The 17,062-nt window shown below is 70.3% G+C and carries 14 protein-coding genes; 8 read left to right on the top strand and 6 right to left on the bottom strand.

Features of this window, described 5'->3' with window-relative positions:
- The 5 genes from ESP51_RS11950 to ESP51_RS11970 form a co-directional block, all read right to left on the bottom strand.
- Positions 1-317 (bottom strand): beta-ketoacyl-[acyl-carrier-protein] synthase family protein (locus ESP51_RS11950; RefSeq protein ID WP_479683766.1); only part of this gene is annotated, 317 nt, incomplete at its 3' end.
- Complete coding sequence (locus tag ESP51_RS11955; protein WP_129521129.1) at positions 314-1,561, bottom strand: class I adenylate-forming enzyme family protein; 1,248 nt, start codon at positions 1,559-1,561, stop codon at positions 314-316. The genes ESP51_RS11950 and ESP51_RS11955, both read right to left, overlap by 4 nt.
- A 4-nt stretch (positions 1,562-1,565) precedes the next feature.
- Positions 1,566-2,225: a biotin transporter BioY gene (locus tag ESP51_RS11960; protein ID WP_129521130.1), complete on the bottom strand. Its 660-nt coding sequence runs from the start codon at positions 2,223-2,225 to the stop codon at positions 1,566-1,568.
- Between the two features lie 167 nt (positions 2,226-2,392).
- A complete protein-coding gene (locus tag ESP51_RS11965) occupies positions 2,393-2,827 on the bottom strand; it encodes a hypothetical protein (RefSeq protein WP_129521131.1) in 435 nt (144 codons plus the stop codon).
- A gap of 109 nt (positions 2,828-2,936) precedes the next feature.
- Positions 2,937-3,137: a hypothetical protein gene (locus tag ESP51_RS11970; RefSeq protein ID WP_129521132.1), complete on the bottom strand. Its 201-nt coding sequence runs from the start codon at positions 3,135-3,137 to the stop codon at positions 2,937-2,939.
- 98 nt (positions 3,138-3,235) lie between these two features.
- On the opposite strand from ESP51_RS11970, the gene ESP51_RS11975 reads away from it, so the two are divergent.
- Genes ESP51_RS11975 through ESP51_RS11985 form a run of 3 tightly spaced genes read left to right on the top strand, consistent with a single transcriptional unit; the run spans position 3,236 to position 8,662 of the window.
- Complete coding sequence (locus ESP51_RS11975) at positions 3,236-3,835, top strand: TetR/AcrR family transcriptional regulator (RefSeq protein ID WP_129521133.1); 600 nt, start codon at positions 3,236-3,238, stop codon at positions 3,833-3,835.
- 7 nt (positions 3,836-3,842) lie between these two features.
- Entirely contained in the window at positions 3,843-6,746 is a 2,904-nt protein-coding gene (locus ESP51_RS11980) for an MMPL family transporter (protein WP_129521134.1), read from the top strand.
- Entirely contained in the window at positions 6,743-8,662 is a 1,920-nt protein-coding gene (locus ESP51_RS11985; RefSeq protein ID WP_129521135.1) for a YhgE/Pip family protein, read from the top strand. Before ESP51_RS11980 ends, ESP51_RS11985 begins: the two co-directional genes overlap by 4 nt.
- A 5-nt stretch (positions 8,663-8,667) precedes the next feature.
- On the opposite strand, the gene ESP51_RS11990 is transcribed toward ESP51_RS11985, so the two are convergent.
- The gene (locus tag ESP51_RS11990) at positions 8,668-9,528 is read right to left on the bottom strand and encodes a sugar phosphate isomerase/epimerase family protein (RefSeq protein ID WP_129521136.1); all 861 of its coding nucleotides are present in this window, start codon (positions 9,526-9,528) and stop codon (positions 8,668-8,670) included.
- Between the two features lie 110 nt (positions 9,529-9,638).
- Here ESP51_RS11990 and ESP51_RS11995 point away from each other — a divergent pair, with 110 nt between their 5' ends.
- Genes ESP51_RS11995 through ilvC form a run of 5 tightly spaced genes read left to right on the top strand, consistent with a single transcriptional unit; the run spans position 9,639 to position 17,027 of the window.
- On the top strand, positions 9,639-11,891 hold the full coding sequence (locus ESP51_RS11995) for a bifunctional alpha,alpha-trehalose-phosphate synthase (UDP-forming)/trehalose-phosphatase (RefSeq protein WP_129521137.1): 2,253 nt from the start codon (positions 9,639-9,641) through the stop codon (positions 11,889-11,891).
- A gap of 10 nt (positions 11,892-11,901) precedes the next feature.
- Positions 11,902-13,596, top strand: coding sequence for a dihydroxy-acid dehydratase (gene ilvD, locus ESP51_RS12000; RefSeq protein WP_129521138.1), 1,695 nt, complete (start codon positions 11,902-11,904; stop codon positions 13,594-13,596).
- 43 nt (positions 13,597-13,639) lie between these two features.
- Positions 13,640-15,454, top strand: a complete 1,815-nt coding sequence (locus ESP51_RS12005) for an acetolactate synthase large subunit (RefSeq protein WP_129521139.1) — start codon at positions 13,640-13,642, stop codon at positions 15,452-15,454.
- Between the two features lie 2 nt (positions 15,455-15,456).
- Positions 15,457-15,966: an acetolactate synthase small subunit gene (ilvN, locus tag ESP51_RS12010; RefSeq protein ID WP_129521140.1), complete on the top strand. Its 510-nt coding sequence runs from the start codon at positions 15,457-15,459 to the stop codon at positions 15,964-15,966.
- 11 nt (positions 15,967-15,977) lie between these two features.
- Positions 15,978-17,027 carry a ketol-acid reductoisomerase gene (ilvC, locus tag ESP51_RS12015; RefSeq protein WP_338420347.1) on the top strand — a complete coding sequence of 350 codons (1,050 nt, stop codon included), beginning with the start codon at positions 15,978-15,980 and terminating at the stop codon, positions 17,025-17,027.
- Positions 17,028-17,062: the final 35 nt, after the last annotated feature.

The following is a 17,062-nucleotide window of genomic DNA, read 5'->3' on the forward strand; positions in this document are numbered from 1 at the left end:
ACACGGGAGGCGGCCTGCATCACCGCGTCGAGGCCCGAGCCGCACTGGCGGTCGACCGTCACGCCCGGAACGTCGTGGCCGAGCCCCGCGCGAAGTGCCGAGATGCGCGCGACGTCGCCGCCCGGGCCGAGGCAATTGCCGAGCACGACGTCGTCGACGGCGATGCCCGCGGGCGCGACGGATGCCGCGACGGCGGCGAGCACGGGCGCCGCGAGCGCGTCGACGGTGTGGCCCGCGAAGCTGCGCCCGACGGAGGCCACGGCGGTGCGCCGTGCGGCGACGATGACGGGAGCCTCGAGACTGATGCCGCGGTTCATGCGCGCCCGAACCGATCCTCGTCGAGGGAACCGGCGGCGAGGGCGACGCCGAGCGCACCGCGCGCGACCTTGCCGGAGGTCGTGCGCGGCAGCGCCTCGATCGCGTACCAGCGGCGGGGGAACTCGGGCGCAGTGAGTCGCGAGCGCGCTGCCGTGATGATGTGGGCGAGATCCGCCGAGGCGGCCAGTTCGAGCACTGCCACCGGTACCTGTCCGTGCAGGGCGTGCGGCACGGCGATCACAGCCGCCGCTCGCACACCCGCAAGCTGCGCAAGGGTGGCCTCGACGTCTTCGGCGAGCACCGTGGTGCCCGAGACGGTCACGGCCGAGTCGCCGCGGCCGCGCACGACGAGGCTGCCGTTCGGGGCGGCATCCGCCCGATCGCCGACCGTGGCGAAGCCGTGCGCATCCCTTCGGTACGGCCCGTCGACACCGGCGTACCCGAGGGAGAGGTAGGGGGAGCGTGCCCACAGTTCGCCCGCGCGCACGTCGACCTCGACGCCCGGGAACGGCAGGAGCGCGCCGGAATCCTCGGCGTCGCCGCGCGAGTGGTCGACCGCGGCGACGAACGAGAGCTCGGCGGCGCCGTAGTACTCGGTCACGGCGATGCCGGCCGCCCGAGCCGATGCGAGGGCCGACGGCGGGAGCGCGCTGCCCGCGACGACGACACGTCGTGGGCGATGCCCCGCCGACACGAGTCGATCGAGCGTCGTCGGCGTCGCGTGCACGAGGTGGGCCCCGGCGATGTCGTCGACGAGCACCGCACCGCTCCAGAGCGCGTGCAACGCGGCGAAGAGCTGCATCGAGACGTGCAGCGGCCCGGTGATCGCGACGACCGGCGGCTCGGCGCGGGCATCGCGGCGGGAGCGGCGGGCCTCGGTACGTCCGGTGAGCCCGGTGAAGGGCTCGAACGACGCCGTCCACGACGCAAGCGTGCGGGCGACGGGCCGGGCGTTGCCCGACGATCCGCTCGTCATGAGCACGAGCTCGGTGCCGGGCGGCAGCGAGCTCACGACGGGAGCGGCCTGCGCGGGGTCGGCGACGACGACGGCACGCTTCGCCTCGAGCGCGGCGAGCACGGTCACGAGCTGGGCGACGGGGTCGGCGTCGTGCGCAAGCACCGGCCCCTGCGAGCGGTCGAACTGCTCGGCGACGGATGCCACGAGCCGGCGCAATTCGGCACGGCTCAACGAGCGTCCGGTGAAGCGGATCGCCTCACCGTCGCCGTCGAGCCAGCCGATCACGCCGTCACTCCGAGTGCGCTGAGGGGACTTCGGCTGCGGCCGGACGAGGGGTTGACGGAGCGGACTCGCTCTTCGACTCGACAGCGCGAGACCACGGCCACGACCGAAGGGCGATGAGGCCGGGCCACGCGCGGTGCACCTGCTTCGCGACGAGCACCGTGACGACGACCTTCAGGATGTCACCCGGCAGGAAGACGGTGGAGCCGCCGAGCGCGACCCAGAACGGCACCCCGGTGGCCGACGCCATCCACGGCACGCCGAGCGCATAGATGACGACGATGCCGCCGAGCAGCGTCGCGCAGATCGCGGGGAACACGCGGTACCGGGGGAGCAGTCGCGCCGTGAACCAGCCGATCACGAGGGCTCCGACCAACCAGCCGACCAGGTACCCGGCCGATGGGCCGACGAAGACCACGAGGCCGCCGCGCCCGCCGGCGAGCAGCGGCAGTCCGGCGGCCACGAGCCCCTCGAACAGCAGCACCGTGAGGAAGCCCTTGCGAGCGCCGAGGATCGCGCCTGCAAGCATGACGCCGAGCGTCTGGAAGGTGATCGGAACACCGGTCGTGCCGCCGATCTGCAGGGCGCCGGGGAGGCCGAGTGCGGCGATGAGGGCGGCGAAGACGGCGATCTGTGCGAGATCGCGAGCGGGGATGCGACGGGTCACGAAGTCCTCCGGGTCGAAGCGGTGGCCGAGGAGACGGCGGAATTCACGCTACGGCGGGCTGGGAGGGCCGTGCTCGCGATCGCCGTACAGAAATCGGGTGCCGATTTTGGACGAGCGCCGTGGCCGACGGGTGCCCGCAGGGCGGGCTGCGCGAACGAAGGGGCGACTCAGGCCGCGCGGGACTCGACGTGCACGGTGCCGATCGAGGGGAGTGCGTCGGCCTCGGCGGCATCCGAATCGGCCGGCACCTCGACGGGGTCGGCCCACATGACGAGCGGCGCCGGGGTCCAGCTGAGCGCGAGCGACTCCTCGCCCGCGGGCACGACGACGGTGACCGCATCGCGCTCCTCGAGGATCGAGCGGGTGAGGTCCGCGGCGATCTGGTGCGTGAGCATCGCGTGGAAGATCTGGTCGGTGTCGCCGTCGGCGCGGCGCACGAGCGACCAGCTGCCGGACGGGCCGATGAACTCGGAGAGCTTCGCGTTCAGGAGCTCGAAGATGTGTTCGCCGCGCAAGTCGGCCGCGTTCTGTCGCGGTGCGGGAAGGGCAGCGTGTGCGGCGGCTTGTGCGGCAAGCCTCGCGCGGCGCCAGCGGCGGAACATCGTGACCCCTCTCGGTGGTGCGGAACGACGGATCGGGTCGTTCGTCCCAGTCTCGGGTACCACGTCATGGATTTCGAGTGACACGCCGCGGAGCGCGCCTTGCGTGCTCTTATTGGCGGAATTCCCGCTCGAGCTCGGCTCGCTTCGACTCGTCGGACACGGTGCCGATCGCGATCGCGAGGCTCGCGAGCCACGAGACCCACATGAGCGCCAGGCGCCAGTCGCGAGGACCGGCGGCAGTGGCGCGGATGACGCCGACGCCGGCGAAGATCGCCGTGAGCACGGCCCCGCTGAAGAGGTACTTGCGCATGCCGCAACGCTACTCGTTCGACTCCGGTGTCTGGGAGTCATCCGTGAATCTGACCGATCGTGCAGAATCTGACCGATCGGTCAAGGTACCTTCGACCCATGCCAACCGATGCCCACGCCACGTCTCGTGTGCGCCCGGCCGACGAACTTCGACAGGTCGCCCTCGAGCAGTTCTCGACCGTCGGCTTCGCCGCGACCTCGCTGCAGCAGATCGCCGACCACGCCGGCTACTCGAAGTCGAGCGTGCTCTACCACTTCGCCTCGAAAGAAGCGCTGCTCGAATCGGCGATCGGTCCCGCGATCGACGACCTCGAGGTCCTGCTCGGCGACTTCGTCGCGGGCGGTCGCTCACCTGAGGCGCGGGCCGTCTTCATCGAGCGGTTCGTCGACTTCCTGCTCGGCAACCGTCTCGCCGTGCACACCTTCGTGAACCAGGGGCAGTCGCTGCTCGACATCCCGGTCATCCAGCGTGCGAACACCGCCATTCGCGGCATCGCCGACTCGATCTGCGCCGACGACGCCACCGTCGTCGAGAACATCCGCTTCGGCGTCGCGCTCGCCGGCGCCGCGTACATGCTCGTCGCCGGTGCGACCTTCCGCGACGAAGACCATCAGTTCGACGACGTCGAGGTGCGCGCCGCACTCATCACCGTCCTGTCCGAACTCCTCCTCCCGGCCGACGGCCGTTCGACGCGATAGGCAGCACATGGCCCTCCTCCTCCACCGCCTCGGCCGCTTCGCGTTCCGCAGGGCCTGGCTCGTCATCGTCGCCTGGGTGCTCGCCCTCGGGGCCCTCGTCGGGGCCGGCGTCGGGCTCGGCGGGCAGCTCCAGGAGTCCTACGCGATTCCCGGCACCGAGTCGCAGACCGCGATCGACCAGCTCGCCGCCGTGTTCCCCCAGACGGCCGGCGCGTCGGCGAAGGCCGTCGTCGAGACGCCTGATGGGGCATCCGTCGACGACGATGCCTACCGCAGTGCGATCGAGGCCATGGAGGCCGAGCTCGAGCGGGTCGATGGCGTGGCGAGCGTGCTCGGTCCGTTCGACGAGTATGCCGGCGACCAGGTCTCGCACGACGACCGCACCGCCTTCATCCAGGTGCAGTTCGACGGCCAGACCTCGGATGTCACGACCGACACGATCGACGCCGTCACCGCCACCGGCGACACCGGCCGAGACGCCGGGCTCACCGTCGCGTTCGGCGGCGAGGTGTTCCAGGAGACGAGCTTCGGCCTCACGATCACCGAGATCTTCGGCGTGCTCTTCGCCGCGGTCGTACTCCTCATCACGTTCGGCTCGCTGGTCTCAGCCGGCATGCCGCTGCTCACCGCGCTCGTCGGGGTGGGCGCTGCGTTCGGCGGGATCTCGATCGCTGCGGCGTTCGCGACCGTGTCGAGCACGGCCCCGATGCTCGCGGTGATGATCGGGCTCGCCGTGGGCATCGATTATGCGCTCTTCATCCTCTCCCGGCACCGCACGCAGCTCGCGCGCGGCCACACTCCCGAAGAGAGCGCCGCCGAGGCCGTCGCCACGGCGGGCGGGGCGGTCGTGTTCGCGGGGCTCACCGTGATCATCGCGCTGCTCGGCCTGCTCATCGTCGGCATCCCCTTCCTCAGCGTCATGGGCGTCGCGGCGGCCTTCGCGGTGTTCATCGCGGTCGCCGGCGCCGTCACGCTGCTGCCGGCGCTCCTCGGGGTGTTCGGCAAGCGGCTCGCGCCCAAGCCCGGCAGCCGGGTGCACCGCCGCGCGAACGCGAGCGACGAGGGCGGAACACGAACCCTCGGCCGTCGCTGGGTCGACCTCGTGCTGAAGGCGCCCGTCGTCTTCGTCGTGCTCGTCGTCGGCGTGCTCGGCACGGCCGCGATCCCCGCCGCGAGCCTCGACCTGAACCTCCCGAGCGGCGCGTCGGAGCCCGCCGGGTCGACGCAGCGCGAGGCCTACGAGATGATCGACGCCGGTTTCGGCCCCGGCTACAACGGCCCGCTCATCGTCACGGTCGACATCACCCAGACGACCGACATCTTCGGCGACCTCGACGCCGTCGGCGCGCGCATCGCCGAACTCGACGACGTCGCCTACGTCGGTGACGGCATGCCCAACGAGACCGCCGACACGGCGATCATCCAAGTCGTCCCCGAGAGCGCACCCGACGCGCCCGAGACGAAGGACCTCGTCGAGCGCATCCGAGAGCTGGCGCCCTCGATCGACGCCGACTTCGGCACGCCTATCGCCGTGACGGGCTACACGGCCGTCTCGATCGACATCTCGAACCGCTTGACCGACGCGCTCATCCCGTTCGCGCTCATCGTCGTGGGGCTCTCGATCGTGCTGCTGCTCATGGTGTTCCGCTCGGTGTTCGTGCCGGTGAAGGCCGCGCTCGGGTTCCTCCTCTCGGCGTTCGGCGCGATCGGCGTGACGGTGGCGATCTTCCAGTGGGGGTGGTTCGCCGACCTCCTGCACGTGCAGCCCGGCCCGATCCTGAGCTTCCTGCCGATCCTCCTGATGGCGGTGCTCTTCGGCCTCGCGATGGATTACGAGGTGTTCCTCGTCTCGGGGATGCGCGAGGAGTTCGTGCGCTCGCTGAAGCAGAATCCGGCGGGCGAGCCGCGCCAGGCGGTCGTGCACGGCTTCCAGCACGCCTCGCGAGTGGTGACGGCCGCCGCGCTCATCATGTTCTTCGTGTTCTTCGCCTTCGTGCCCGAGGGCTCCGGGGTGATCAAGGGCATCGCCTTCGCGCTGGCCGTCGGCGTCGCGTTCGACGCGTTCCTCGTGCGGATGACGCTCGTGCCCGCCGCGATGGCGCTCGCCGGCCGTGCAGCCTGGTGGTTGCCGAAGTGGCTCGCGAAACGCTTGCCAGACGTCGACATCGAGGGCGAAGGGCTCCGGGCCCACCTCGACCAGGTCGCGTGGGCGGCGTCCCGGCCCGCGGCCGTCAACGCCGACCTCGCCGTGTTCGGCCTGCCCGAGCGTCCCATCGGCCCGATCTCCCTCGAGGTGCCGAAGGGCGCACTGCTCGCCATCCGCGGTGAGGCCGTCGACCGGCGTGTGGTCGCGGCGACACTCTCCGGGCGGCTCGCACCCGTCTCGGGCCGGCTCGCGGTGCTGGGGCATCCGCTTCCCTCCGGCAGTCGTGACGTGCTGCAGTCCGTGGCGCTCGCCGAAGCGGCAGCGGATGTCGCAGGCCCTCGCAGCGTCGGCGAGCTCATCGCGAGCCGGCTCGACGCGACCCGCCCGTGGTACCGGCTGGCGCCGTCGCGTGCCCTCGTGCACAGCTGGACCGATCGCGCCGCGGAGGCCGCAGGGCACGACGACGACGGACCCCGCTTCAGCACGGACACGCCCCTCGTGGCACTCGACCCGACCGATCGCGCGATCGTCGCCCTCGCCGCCGCCCTCGCCGAACGCCCGAAGGCCATCGTCGTCGACCTCGACGATCCCGGCAGCTCGGGCATGGCCCTCTGGGATGCCACCGCGCGCCTCGTTCCCGCCGGGGTGACCCTCATCGCGGGAGTCGGCGTCGATGCGGCGCTGCCGGCGCCCGGCTCGGAACTCGCCGGTCGCGGCATCCGCATCCTCGAACTCGCCCCAGCCACCCAGGAGGCCCTCCGATGAGCTCCCGACTCCAGCCCCTGCTCGGCACCACGCCGGCGCAACGCCGCGTGCGCTACGGCGCACTGCTCGCGGCCGTCATCGTCGTGCCGCTCGCGGTCGCCGGCCTCTTCTCGGGAGCGCTCGGCGGCTCGGGTGACCGGCTCGACACGATCCCGGCGGTCGTCGTGAACAACGACGAGATGGTCACGATGACCGGCACCGACGGCACCGAACAGCCCGTGCTCGCGGGCCGCCAGCTCGTCACCGAGCTCACGGGTCCCGCAAGCACCGGGTTCGACTGGTCGATCTCGAACGACGAGGAGGCCGCCGAGCTGCTCGCGAGCGGCGATGCCTACGCCGTGCTCACCGTTCCCGCCGACTTCTCGGAGTCGGTGACCTCGCTCGCGGGTGAAGCACCCACCCGGGCCCAGCTCGACATCCGCACCGACGACGCGCACGGCTACCTCGCGGGGTCGGTGGCGCAATCCGTCGGCGACGCCATGACCGCCGCCTTCGGCCGTGAGCTCACCGCCCGGTATCTCGAGGGCTTCTACTCGAACCTCGCCTCGCTCGGCGGCTCGCTCGGCGACGCCGCGACCGGCGCGACCGAGCTCTCGAGCGGCGTGGGCTCGCTCGCCGGCGGGCTCGGCGAGCTCTCGACCGGCGTCGCCTCGGCCGCGTCGGGCGCAGCGGATGCCGCGAGCGGCGCGTACGCCTACGCCGACGGCGTGGGGGAGTACACCTCGGGCGTCGACTCGCTCGCCGGCGGACTCGGACAGTTGCAGCAGCAGGCAGGAGGGCTCGACGGCCTCACGTCCGGCACCGCGGAGTACGTGACGAACGTGCACGCGGCGGCCGACGGCTTCGATGCGCTCGCCGCGGGCCTCGCGCCGCTCCTCGAGGCGGATCCCTCCGGCGCGGCAGCGCAGAGCGTCGCCGAGTACGCGGCAGGCCTCGACCAACTCGCGGCGGGCGGCGACCTCCTCGTCACGAAGACCGGCGAAGGCGTCGACCAGCTGCAGGGCGGCATCGACGAGATCGGCACCGGCGCCGCGCAGCTCGCCGGCGGCTCCGAGCAGCTCCGTTCGGGCGCCGACGGGCTCGCGAACGGCGTCGATTCGCTCGCCAGCGGGCTCGGCGAGCTCTCCAGGGGCACTGCGGATGCCGCGAGCGGCGCCACGCAGCTCGCCGACGGCGCAGGCAGCCTCGCCTCCGGCCTCACGAGGGGGGCCGAGAGCGCCTCAGCACTCACCGACATCGACGCGGCGACGACGGCCGACGTCGTGTCGGAGCCGGTCGTCGTCGACGCCGCGCGCGACCACGAGATCGACTCGACCGGGGAGGTCATCGGCATGCTGTTCGTGCCGATCGGGCTCTGGATCGGGGCGATGGCGATGTTCCTCGTCTTCCGCCCGTTCAGCCGTGACGCGCTCCGCAGCACGGCGTCGACCGGCGGGCTCGTCTCCCGCACGCTCGCTCGCGCCGGCCTCGTGGGCCTCGCGCAAGCGGTCGCGGTCGTCGCGTTGCTGCACACCGCGCTCGGCGTCTCGTGGACCGTGCTCCCGCAGACGCTCGCCTTCGCGGCGCTCCTCGTGCTCGCCTTCACCGCGATCCACGCCTTCCTGAGCGTCGCGCTCGGACGTGCGGGCATGCTCGTCTCGCTCGTGGTCGTCGCGCTGCAGCTCGCGGCATCCGGTGGCCTCTATCCCGTGGAGGTGCTGAGCGGACCGTTCCAGGCGATCAGCCCGTTCCTGCCGCTCACCTGGGCGGTGCAGGGCATGCAGGCGATCGTCGCGGGTGCCGGCGGCGGAGCCGTGGGCACCGCCGCGGGAATGGTCGCGCTGTTCGGACTCGCCGGCCTCATCGGCACGGCGATGGTCGTGGCGAGGCGTCGCGGCATCCGCTCGATCGGCTTCGCCTCAGCCGCTCTCGGCTGACGAGCTCAGTGGCGCGAACCCGGCAGGAGCGCCTCGAGCGCCCGCCGGGATCGGGTGAGCGCCCGGCGCCGCTTCGACTGGTGCGTGTGGGTGCGGGCGAACTCGAGCGTCTCGCGCAGCAACTCGAGCCGTTCACGCTCGCTCTTGGCCTTGCGGGTGTTCACCTCGGCAACGATCGAGCCGCTCCAGCCGCGCGCCACGAGCGCCTCGAGCACCTCGGCGACGGGCTCGCGACCGTGCCCGGGCAGCAGGTGCTCGTCGAAGATCTGGCCCTCGCCGATCGCGCCGGATCCGTCGCAGAGGTGCACATGCCGAAGCCGCGCGCCGAGGTCGTTCGCGAACTCGAGACTGTCGACGCCCGAGAGCGCGGCGTGCGAGAAATCGAGGGTCACCGCGTCGCAGTCCATGATGCGCGGGTCCCATCCGGGGGCGTACGCCTTGAGGTTCTTGCCGGCGGCGCGCCACGGGAACATGTTCTCGACGGCGATGACGACCCCGTGCTCGGCCGAGATCTCGCGCACGATCCGCAGGAAGTCGAGCGCGTAGGTCGCCTGCCATCGGAACGGAGGGTGCACGACGACCGACTCGGCGCCGACCGCCGCGGCGAGCTCAGCGGTGCGTTCGAGCTTCACGCGGGGGTCGCGCCCCCACACGAAGTGCGTGAGGAGCAGCACCGGAGCGTGCACCGACAGGATCGGCAGGGCGTACCGTCGCGAGAGCTCGAGGAGATGCTCGGCCTGCTGCGTCGACTCCTCTTGCGTCACCATGATCTCGATGCCGTCGAAGCCCGCGAGCTTCGCCAACCGGAAGGCGTGCTCGGGCTCGAGCGGGTAGACGCACGTCGTGCTCATGCCGATGCGGATCATCAGGGCGGCAGTCTAGCCGCGTCGTCGGCGCGATGGGAGGGACATCGCCGCCGTTCCCGCCCGTGAACCGTGCACTGTTAGCCTGAGGCAAGCGAAGGGACATCCGCCAGATGCAGCACGCCCCCGAACCGACACCGAGCGACGACCTCTATATCGACGCGGCGTACGACATGATCGTCGTGTCGAATCGCCTTCCCGTCGACTATGAGCGCGCCCCAGACGGGTCCACCACGTGGAAGGGCTCGCCGGGTGGCCTCGTCACCGCACTCGAGCCCATCATGCGCACGACCGAGGGCGCCTGGGTCGGCTGGGCGGGCGTCGCCGACATGGAGTTCGATCCGTTCGAGCACGACGGCATCTCGATCATCCCCGTGCCGCTCTCGGCCGACGAGCTCGAGGAGTACTACGAGGGCTTCTCCAACGACACGCTCTGGCCCCTCTACCACGACGTCATCGCGCCGCCGTCGTTCCACCGCGAGTGGTGGGACTCGTACGTTCGCGTCAATCGACGCTTCGCCGAGGCCGCCGCGCGCGCCGCCTCCCACGGAGCCGTCGTGTGGGTGCAGGACTACCAGCTCCAGCTCGTGCCGCGGATGCTTCGCGAGAGCCGCCCCGACCTCGTGATCGGGTTCTTCAACCACATCCCGTTCCCGGCCTACGGCATCTACTCCCAGCTCCCGTGGCGGCGCCAGGTCGTCGACGGACTGCTCGGCGCCGACGTCATCGGCTTCCAGCGGTCGGCCGACGCCGGCAACTTCACGAGAGCCGTGCGCCGGTTGTTCGGGTACGCCACGCGCGGCACCGTCATCGACGTGCCCGACGGCAACGACAACGTTCGGCACGTCGTGGCTCGCCACTTCCCGATCTCGATCGACGCGGCCGGCTTCGAGGAGATCGCGCGCCGTCCCGAGGTGCAGGCGCGGGCGAAGGAGATCCGGGCGAGCCTCGGCGATCCCAAGACGATCATCCTCGGCGTCGACCGGCTCGATTACACGAAGGGCATCCGGCATCGGCTGAAGGCGTTCGGCGAGCTGCTTCGCGACGAGCGGCTCTCGGTCGAAGACGTCACGCTCGTGCAGGTCGCGAGTCCCTCCCGTGAACGCGTCGAGACCTATCGCCTCCTTCGCGACGAGATCGAGCTCATGGTGGGCCGGCTGAACGGCGACCATTCGACGCTCGGACACCAGGCGATCGCCTATCTCCACCACGGTTACCCCCGGGAAGAGATGGTGGCCCTCTACCTCGCGGCCGACGTCATGCTCGTCACCGCGTTGCGCGACGGCATGAACCTCGTCGCCAAGGAGTACGTCGCGTGCCGGTTCGACGAGCGCGGGGTGCTGCTGCTCAGCGAGTTCACCGGGGCATCCGACGAGCTCAGGCAAGCCGTGCTCGTCAATCCGCACGACATCGAGGGCTTGAAGGACGCGATCGTCGAGGCGATCGAGATGCCGCAGCGCGAGCGGGCTCGCCGCATGCGAGCCCTGCGCAAGCGAGTGCGGGAGAACGACGTCGCCAACTGGTCGGCCACGTTCCTGAAGACGCTCACCGGGAGCGGCATCATCGCGCCCGGCGTGCCCGAGGGACTCACGGCCGCGCTCAACCGCATCGCCGGCACTGAGCGCCTGCTCGTCGCCCTCGACTTCGACGGCACTCTCGCTCCGCTCGTCGACCGGCCCGAAGACGCGCGGGCCACCAAACGCGCCCGCACGGCGATCGAACGGCTCGCGGCCGCCGACGACACGAGGGTCGCGATCGTGTCGGGGCGGGCCCTGCAGAGCCTCCGCGAGGTGGCCGACCCGCCGCAGGGAACGCTCCTCAGCGGATCGCACGGTGTCGAGCTGCAACTCGACAGCGGCGGCGTCACGATCGACCTGCGCGATGCCGAGCTCGCCGGGCTCGAGCGCCTCACGCACATTCTCGAAGAAGTGGCATCCGGAGCGGAGGGGGCCTGGGTCGAGTGGAAACCGGCCGGCCTCGCGCTGCACACGCGACGCGTGCCCGCGAACATCGGTGCGACGCTGCAGCGCATGGCGCGCGAGCGCGTCGAGGCCGAGGTGCCCGAGCTCAGCGTGCGCGGGGGCAAAGGGGTGCTCGAGTTCTCGGTGCGCCCCGGCGACAAGGGCGAAGCGCTCACCCGGCTCCGGCAGCACGCCGGCTCGAGCGCGGTGTTCTACGTCGGCGACGACGTCACCGACGAAGATGCGTTCGCGGCTCTTGAGTACGAGGATGTCGGCGTCAAGGTCGGCCAGGGCAAGTCGCTCGCCACGCACCGCGTGAAGAGCACGGAAGACGTCGCCGAATTGCTCGAGCGGCTCGCCGATGCCCGTGACATGGCGCGCGGGCGACCTTCGCGCTGGACATAGACTCGAAGGCATGCCCGAGTTCGATCCCAAACCGCGTAGTCGTACCGTCACCGACGGCATCGAGGCCATGACGAGCCGGGGCATGCTCCGTGCCGTCGGCATGGGCGATGCCGACTGGGACAAGCCGCAGATCGGCATCGCGAGCTCGTGGAACGAGATCACGCCCTGCAACCTGTCGCTCGGCCGCCTCGCGCAGGCCGCGAAAGAGGGCGTGCACGGCGGCGGCGGCTACCCGCTGCAGTTCGGCACCGTCTCGGTCTCCGACGGCATCTCGATGGGCCACGAGGGCATGCACTTCTCGCTCGTCTCGCGCGAGGTCATCGCCGACTCGGTCGAGGTCGTCATGCAGGCCGAGCGCCTCGACGGCTCGGTGCTCCTGGCTGGCTGCGACAAGTCGATCCCCGGCATGCTCATGGCGGCGGCCCGGCTCGATCTCGCCTCGGTCTTCCTCTATGCAGGGTCGATCGCGCCCGGATGGGTGCGGCTCTCCGACGGCACCGAGAAAGACATCACGATCATCGACTCGTTCGAGGCGGTCGGCGCGGTGAAGGCCGGCACGATGAGCGCCGAAGACGCACACCGCATCGAGTGCGCCTTCGCGCCCGGTGAGGGCGCCTGCGGCGGCATGTACACCGCCAACACCATGGCCTCGGTCGCCGAGGCGCTCGGCCTGTCGCTCCCGGGCTCGGCTTCGCCGGCTTCGGCCGACCGTCGCCGCGACTACTACGCCCACCGATCGGGCGAGGCCGTCGTCAACCTCCTGAAGCACGGCATCACCGCGCGGCAGATCCTCACCAAGCAGGCCTTCGAGAACGCCATCGCGGTGGGCATGGCGCTCGGCGGCTCCACGAACATCGTGCTGCACCTGCTCGCGATCGCCCACGAGGCCGAGGTCGACCTCTCGCTCGACGACTTCAACCGCATCGGCTCGAAGGTGCCGCACATCGGCGACCTGAAGCCGTTCGGCAAGTACGTCATGAACGACGTCGATCGTCGCGGCGGCCTGCCCGTGCTCATGAAGGCGCTGCTCGATGCTGGACTCATGCACGGCGACGCGCTCACCGTCACCGGCAAGACCCTCGCCGAGAACCTCGCCGAGATGAACATCCCGCCGCTCGACGGCGAGGTGCTGCGCACGCTCGACAACCCGATCCACGAGACCGGCGGCCTCACCATCCTGCACGGGTCGCTGGCACCCGAGGGCGCGGTCGTGAAGACGGCCGGCTTCGACGCGGCGACCTTCGAGGGGCCGGCGCGGGTGTTCGAGCGGGAACGCGCAGCGATGGACGCGCTCACCGAGGGGAAGATCACGCACGGCGACGTCGTGGTGATCCGCTACGAAGGCCCCAAGGGTGGGCCCGGCATGCGCGAGATGCTCGCCATCACCGCCGCCATCAAGGGCGCGGGACTCGGGAAAGATGTACTACTCTTGACGGACGGTCGATTCTCAGGCGGCACAACCGGCCTCTGCATCGGCCATCTGGCACCCGAAGCAGTCGACGCTGGTCCGATTGCATTCGTGCGCGATGGTGATCTGATACGGGTCGATATCGCAGCTCGCACGATCGACCTACTGGTCGACGACGCCGAGCTGGCTGCCCGCCGTGAAGGCTGGGCTCCGCTTCCTCCGCGCTATACCCGTGGCGTCCTCGCGAAGTACTCGAAGCTCGTGCGTTCCGCCGCCGAAGGCGCATCCACGGGCTAGTGCTGCGCTTCCCGCACACCTCGTTGCAGAGAACAGGAACCGAATGACCACGGAATCCATCCCCGTGCCGTCGCCCACCGCACCGCCGACCGGTGCGCTCACCGGTGCGCCCGAGAAGATCACCGGCGCCGAAGGCGTCGTGCGTTCGCTCGAGATGCTCGGCATCACCGACGTCTTCGGGCTGCCGGGCGGCGCGATCCTCCCCGTCTACGACCCGCTGCTCGACAGCAAGAAGCTCCGTCACATCCTCGTGCGTCACGAGCAGGGCGCCGGCCACGCGGCCGAGGGCTACGCCGCGTCCTCCGGCAAGCTCGGCGTTGCGATCGCGACCTCGGGCCCAGGCGCCACGAACCTCGTCACGGCGATCGCCGACGCGCACATGGACAGCGTGCCGATCCTCGCCATCACGGGCCAGGTGTTCTCCAACCTGATGGGCACCGACGCGTTCCAGGAGGCCGACATCGTGGGCATCACGATGCCCATCACGAAGCACTCCTTCCTCGTGAAGGACCCCGCCGAGATCCCCTCGACGATCGCCGCGGCCTACCACATCGCCACGACCGGTCGTCCGGGCCCCGTGCTCGTCGACATCACGAAAGACGCCCAGCAGGCCACGTTCGAGTTCCACTGGCCGCCGAAGGTCGACCTGCCCGGCTACCGCCCGATCATGAAGGCGCACGGCAAGCAGGTCGCTGCCGCGGCACAGCTGTTCGCCGAGGCGAAGCGCCCCGTGCTCTACGTCGGCGGGGGAGTCATCCGTTCCCGTGCGTCGGCCGAGCTCATCGAGCTCGCCGAGGCGACCAATGCACCCGTCGTGACCACGCTCATGGCGCGCGGCGCGTTCCCCGATTCGCACCCGCAGCACCTCGGCATGCCCGGCATGCACGGCACGGTGCCCGCCGTCATCGCGTTGCAGGAGGCCGACCTCCTCATCGCGCTCGGCGCCCGGTTCGACGACCGCGTCACCGGCAAGGCGGCGCTCTTCGCGCCGAACGCAAAGGTCGTGCACGTCGACGTCGATCCGGCCGAGATCTCGAAGATCCGCACCGCCGACGTGCCGATCGTGGGCGACGCGAAAGACGTGATCGTCGACCTGCTCGCGGCCTACCGCGAGGCGACCCGCACCACGACGCCCGACGTCGCCGAGTGGTGGGCCATGCTCGACGGGCTGCGCTCGGAGTTCCCGCTCGGCTTCTCGACGCCCTCCGACGGCCTCCTGGCTCCGCAACTCGTGATCCAGCGCATCGGCGAGCTCACCGGCCCCGAGGGCATCTACGCCGCCGGCGTCGGCCAGCACCAGATGTGGGCCGCCCAGTTCATCAAGTACGAGCGCCCGAACTCCTGGCTGAACTCGGGCGGTGCGGGCACCATGGGCTACGCGGTGCCGGCCGCGATGGGCGCGAAGGTCGCCGAGCCCGATCGGGTCGTCTGGGCCATCGACGGCGACGGATGCTTCCAGATGACGAACCAGGAGCTCGCCACGTGCACCCTGAACGACATTCCGATCAAGGTCGCCATCATCAACAACTCCTCGCTCGGCATGGTGCGCCAGTGGCAGACGCTCTTCTATGACGGCCGCTACTCGAACACCGACCTGAACACGGGCCACGACAGCGTGCGCATCCCCGACTTCGTGGCACTCGCCGAGGCATACGGCGCGCTCGGAATCCGGGTGACGAAGGAAGACGAGATCGACGCGGCGATCAAGCTCGCGCTCGAGACGAACGACCGCCCCGTCGTGATCGACTTCGTCGTGAGCGCCGACGCGATGGTGTGGCCGATGGTGCCGCAGGGCGTCTCGAACAGCTATATCCAGTACGCCAGAGACCACTCGCCCGCATTCTCCGAGGAGGACTAGACATGTCGACGCACGTTCTCTCACTCCTCGTGGAAGACAAGCCGGGTCTGCTCACCCGCGTCGCGGGGCTCTTCGCCCGCCGCGGCTTCAACATCGAGAGCCTCGCGGTCGGCCACTCCGAGATCGACGGGCTCTCCCGCATCACGGTCGTCGTCGACGTGGAAGACCTGCCGCTCGAGCAGGTGACGAAGCAGCTCAACAAGCTCATCAACGTCATCAAGATCGTCGAGCTCGACCCTGCGCAGTCCGTGCATCGCGAGCACCTGCTCATCAAGGTGCGCGTCGACAACGCGACCCGCTCGCAAGTGCTCGAGGCGGTGAACCTCTTCCGTGCCCGCGTCGTCGATGTCTCGAGCGACGCGCTCGTGATCGAGGTCACGGGGGACTCCGGCAAGACCACCGCGTTCCTCAAGGTGCTCGAGCCCTACGGCATCAAGGAGATCGCCCAGTCGGGACTCCTCGCGATCGGTCGCGGTGGCAAGTCCATCACCGAGCGCGTCTTCAAGAATTGAACCAGACCCACATCAAGGAGAAAGAACAGCACATGGCTGAGATCTACTACGACAAGGACGCCGACCTCTCGCTCATCCAGGGCAAGAAGGTCGCCGTCATCGGCTACGGCTCGCAGGGCCACGCGCACGCGCAGAACCTCCGCGACTCTGGCGTCGAGGTCGTCATCGGCCTCAAGGAGGGCTCGAAGTCGAAGCCCAAGGCCGAAGAGGCCGGCTTCGAGGTGAAGAGCGTCGCGGATGCCGCGGCGGAGGCCGACGTGATCGTCATCCTCGCTCCCGACCAGTACCAGCGCCACATCTACGCCGAGTCGATCAAAGACAACCTCGCCGAGGGCAAGACCCTCGTCTTCGGCCACGGCTTCAACATCCGCTTCGGCTACATCGAGGCCCCCGAGGGCGTCGACGTCGTCATGGTCGCCCCGAAGGGCCCTGGCCACACCGTGCGCCGCGAGTACGAAGCCGGCCGCGGCGTCCCCGTGATCGTCGCCGTCGAGAAGGACGCCTCGGGCAACGCCTGGCCGCTCGTGCTCTCCTACGCCAAGGCGATCGGCGGCCTTCGCGCCGGCGGCATCAAGACGACCTTCACCGAAGAGACCGAGACCGACCTCTTCGGCGAGCAGGCCGTGCTCTGCGGCGGCGTCTCGCAGCTCGTGCAGTACGGCTTCGAGACCCTCACCGAGGCCGGCTACCAGCCGCAGGTCGCGTACTTCGAGGTGCTCCACGAGCTGAAGCTCATCGTCGACCTCATGTGGGAGGGCGGCATCGCCAAGCAGCGCTGGTCGGTCTCCGACACGGCCGAGTACGGCGACTACGTCTCGGGCCCGCGCGTCATCGACCCCCACGTCAAGGAGAACATGCAGGCGGTGCTCGGCGACATCCAGTCGGGCGCGTTCGCCGAGCGGTTCATCGCCGACCAGGACAACGGCGCGACCGAGTTCCTCGAGCTCCGCGCCAAGGGCGAGGCGCACCCCATCGAGGCCACGGGCCGCGAGCTGCGCAAGCTCTTCGCCTGGAACGCCTCGAACGACGACGACTACGTCGACGGCGAGGTCGCTCGCTGAGCGCACCCCATCTGAGCTGAACGGCCCGCCCCGGA

Origin of the sequence: Agromyces albus (genome assembly GCF_004134825.1) — a bacterium.
Classification (GTDB): Bacteria; Actinomycetota; Actinomycetes; order Actinomycetales; family Microbacteriaceae; genus Agromyces; species Agromyces albus.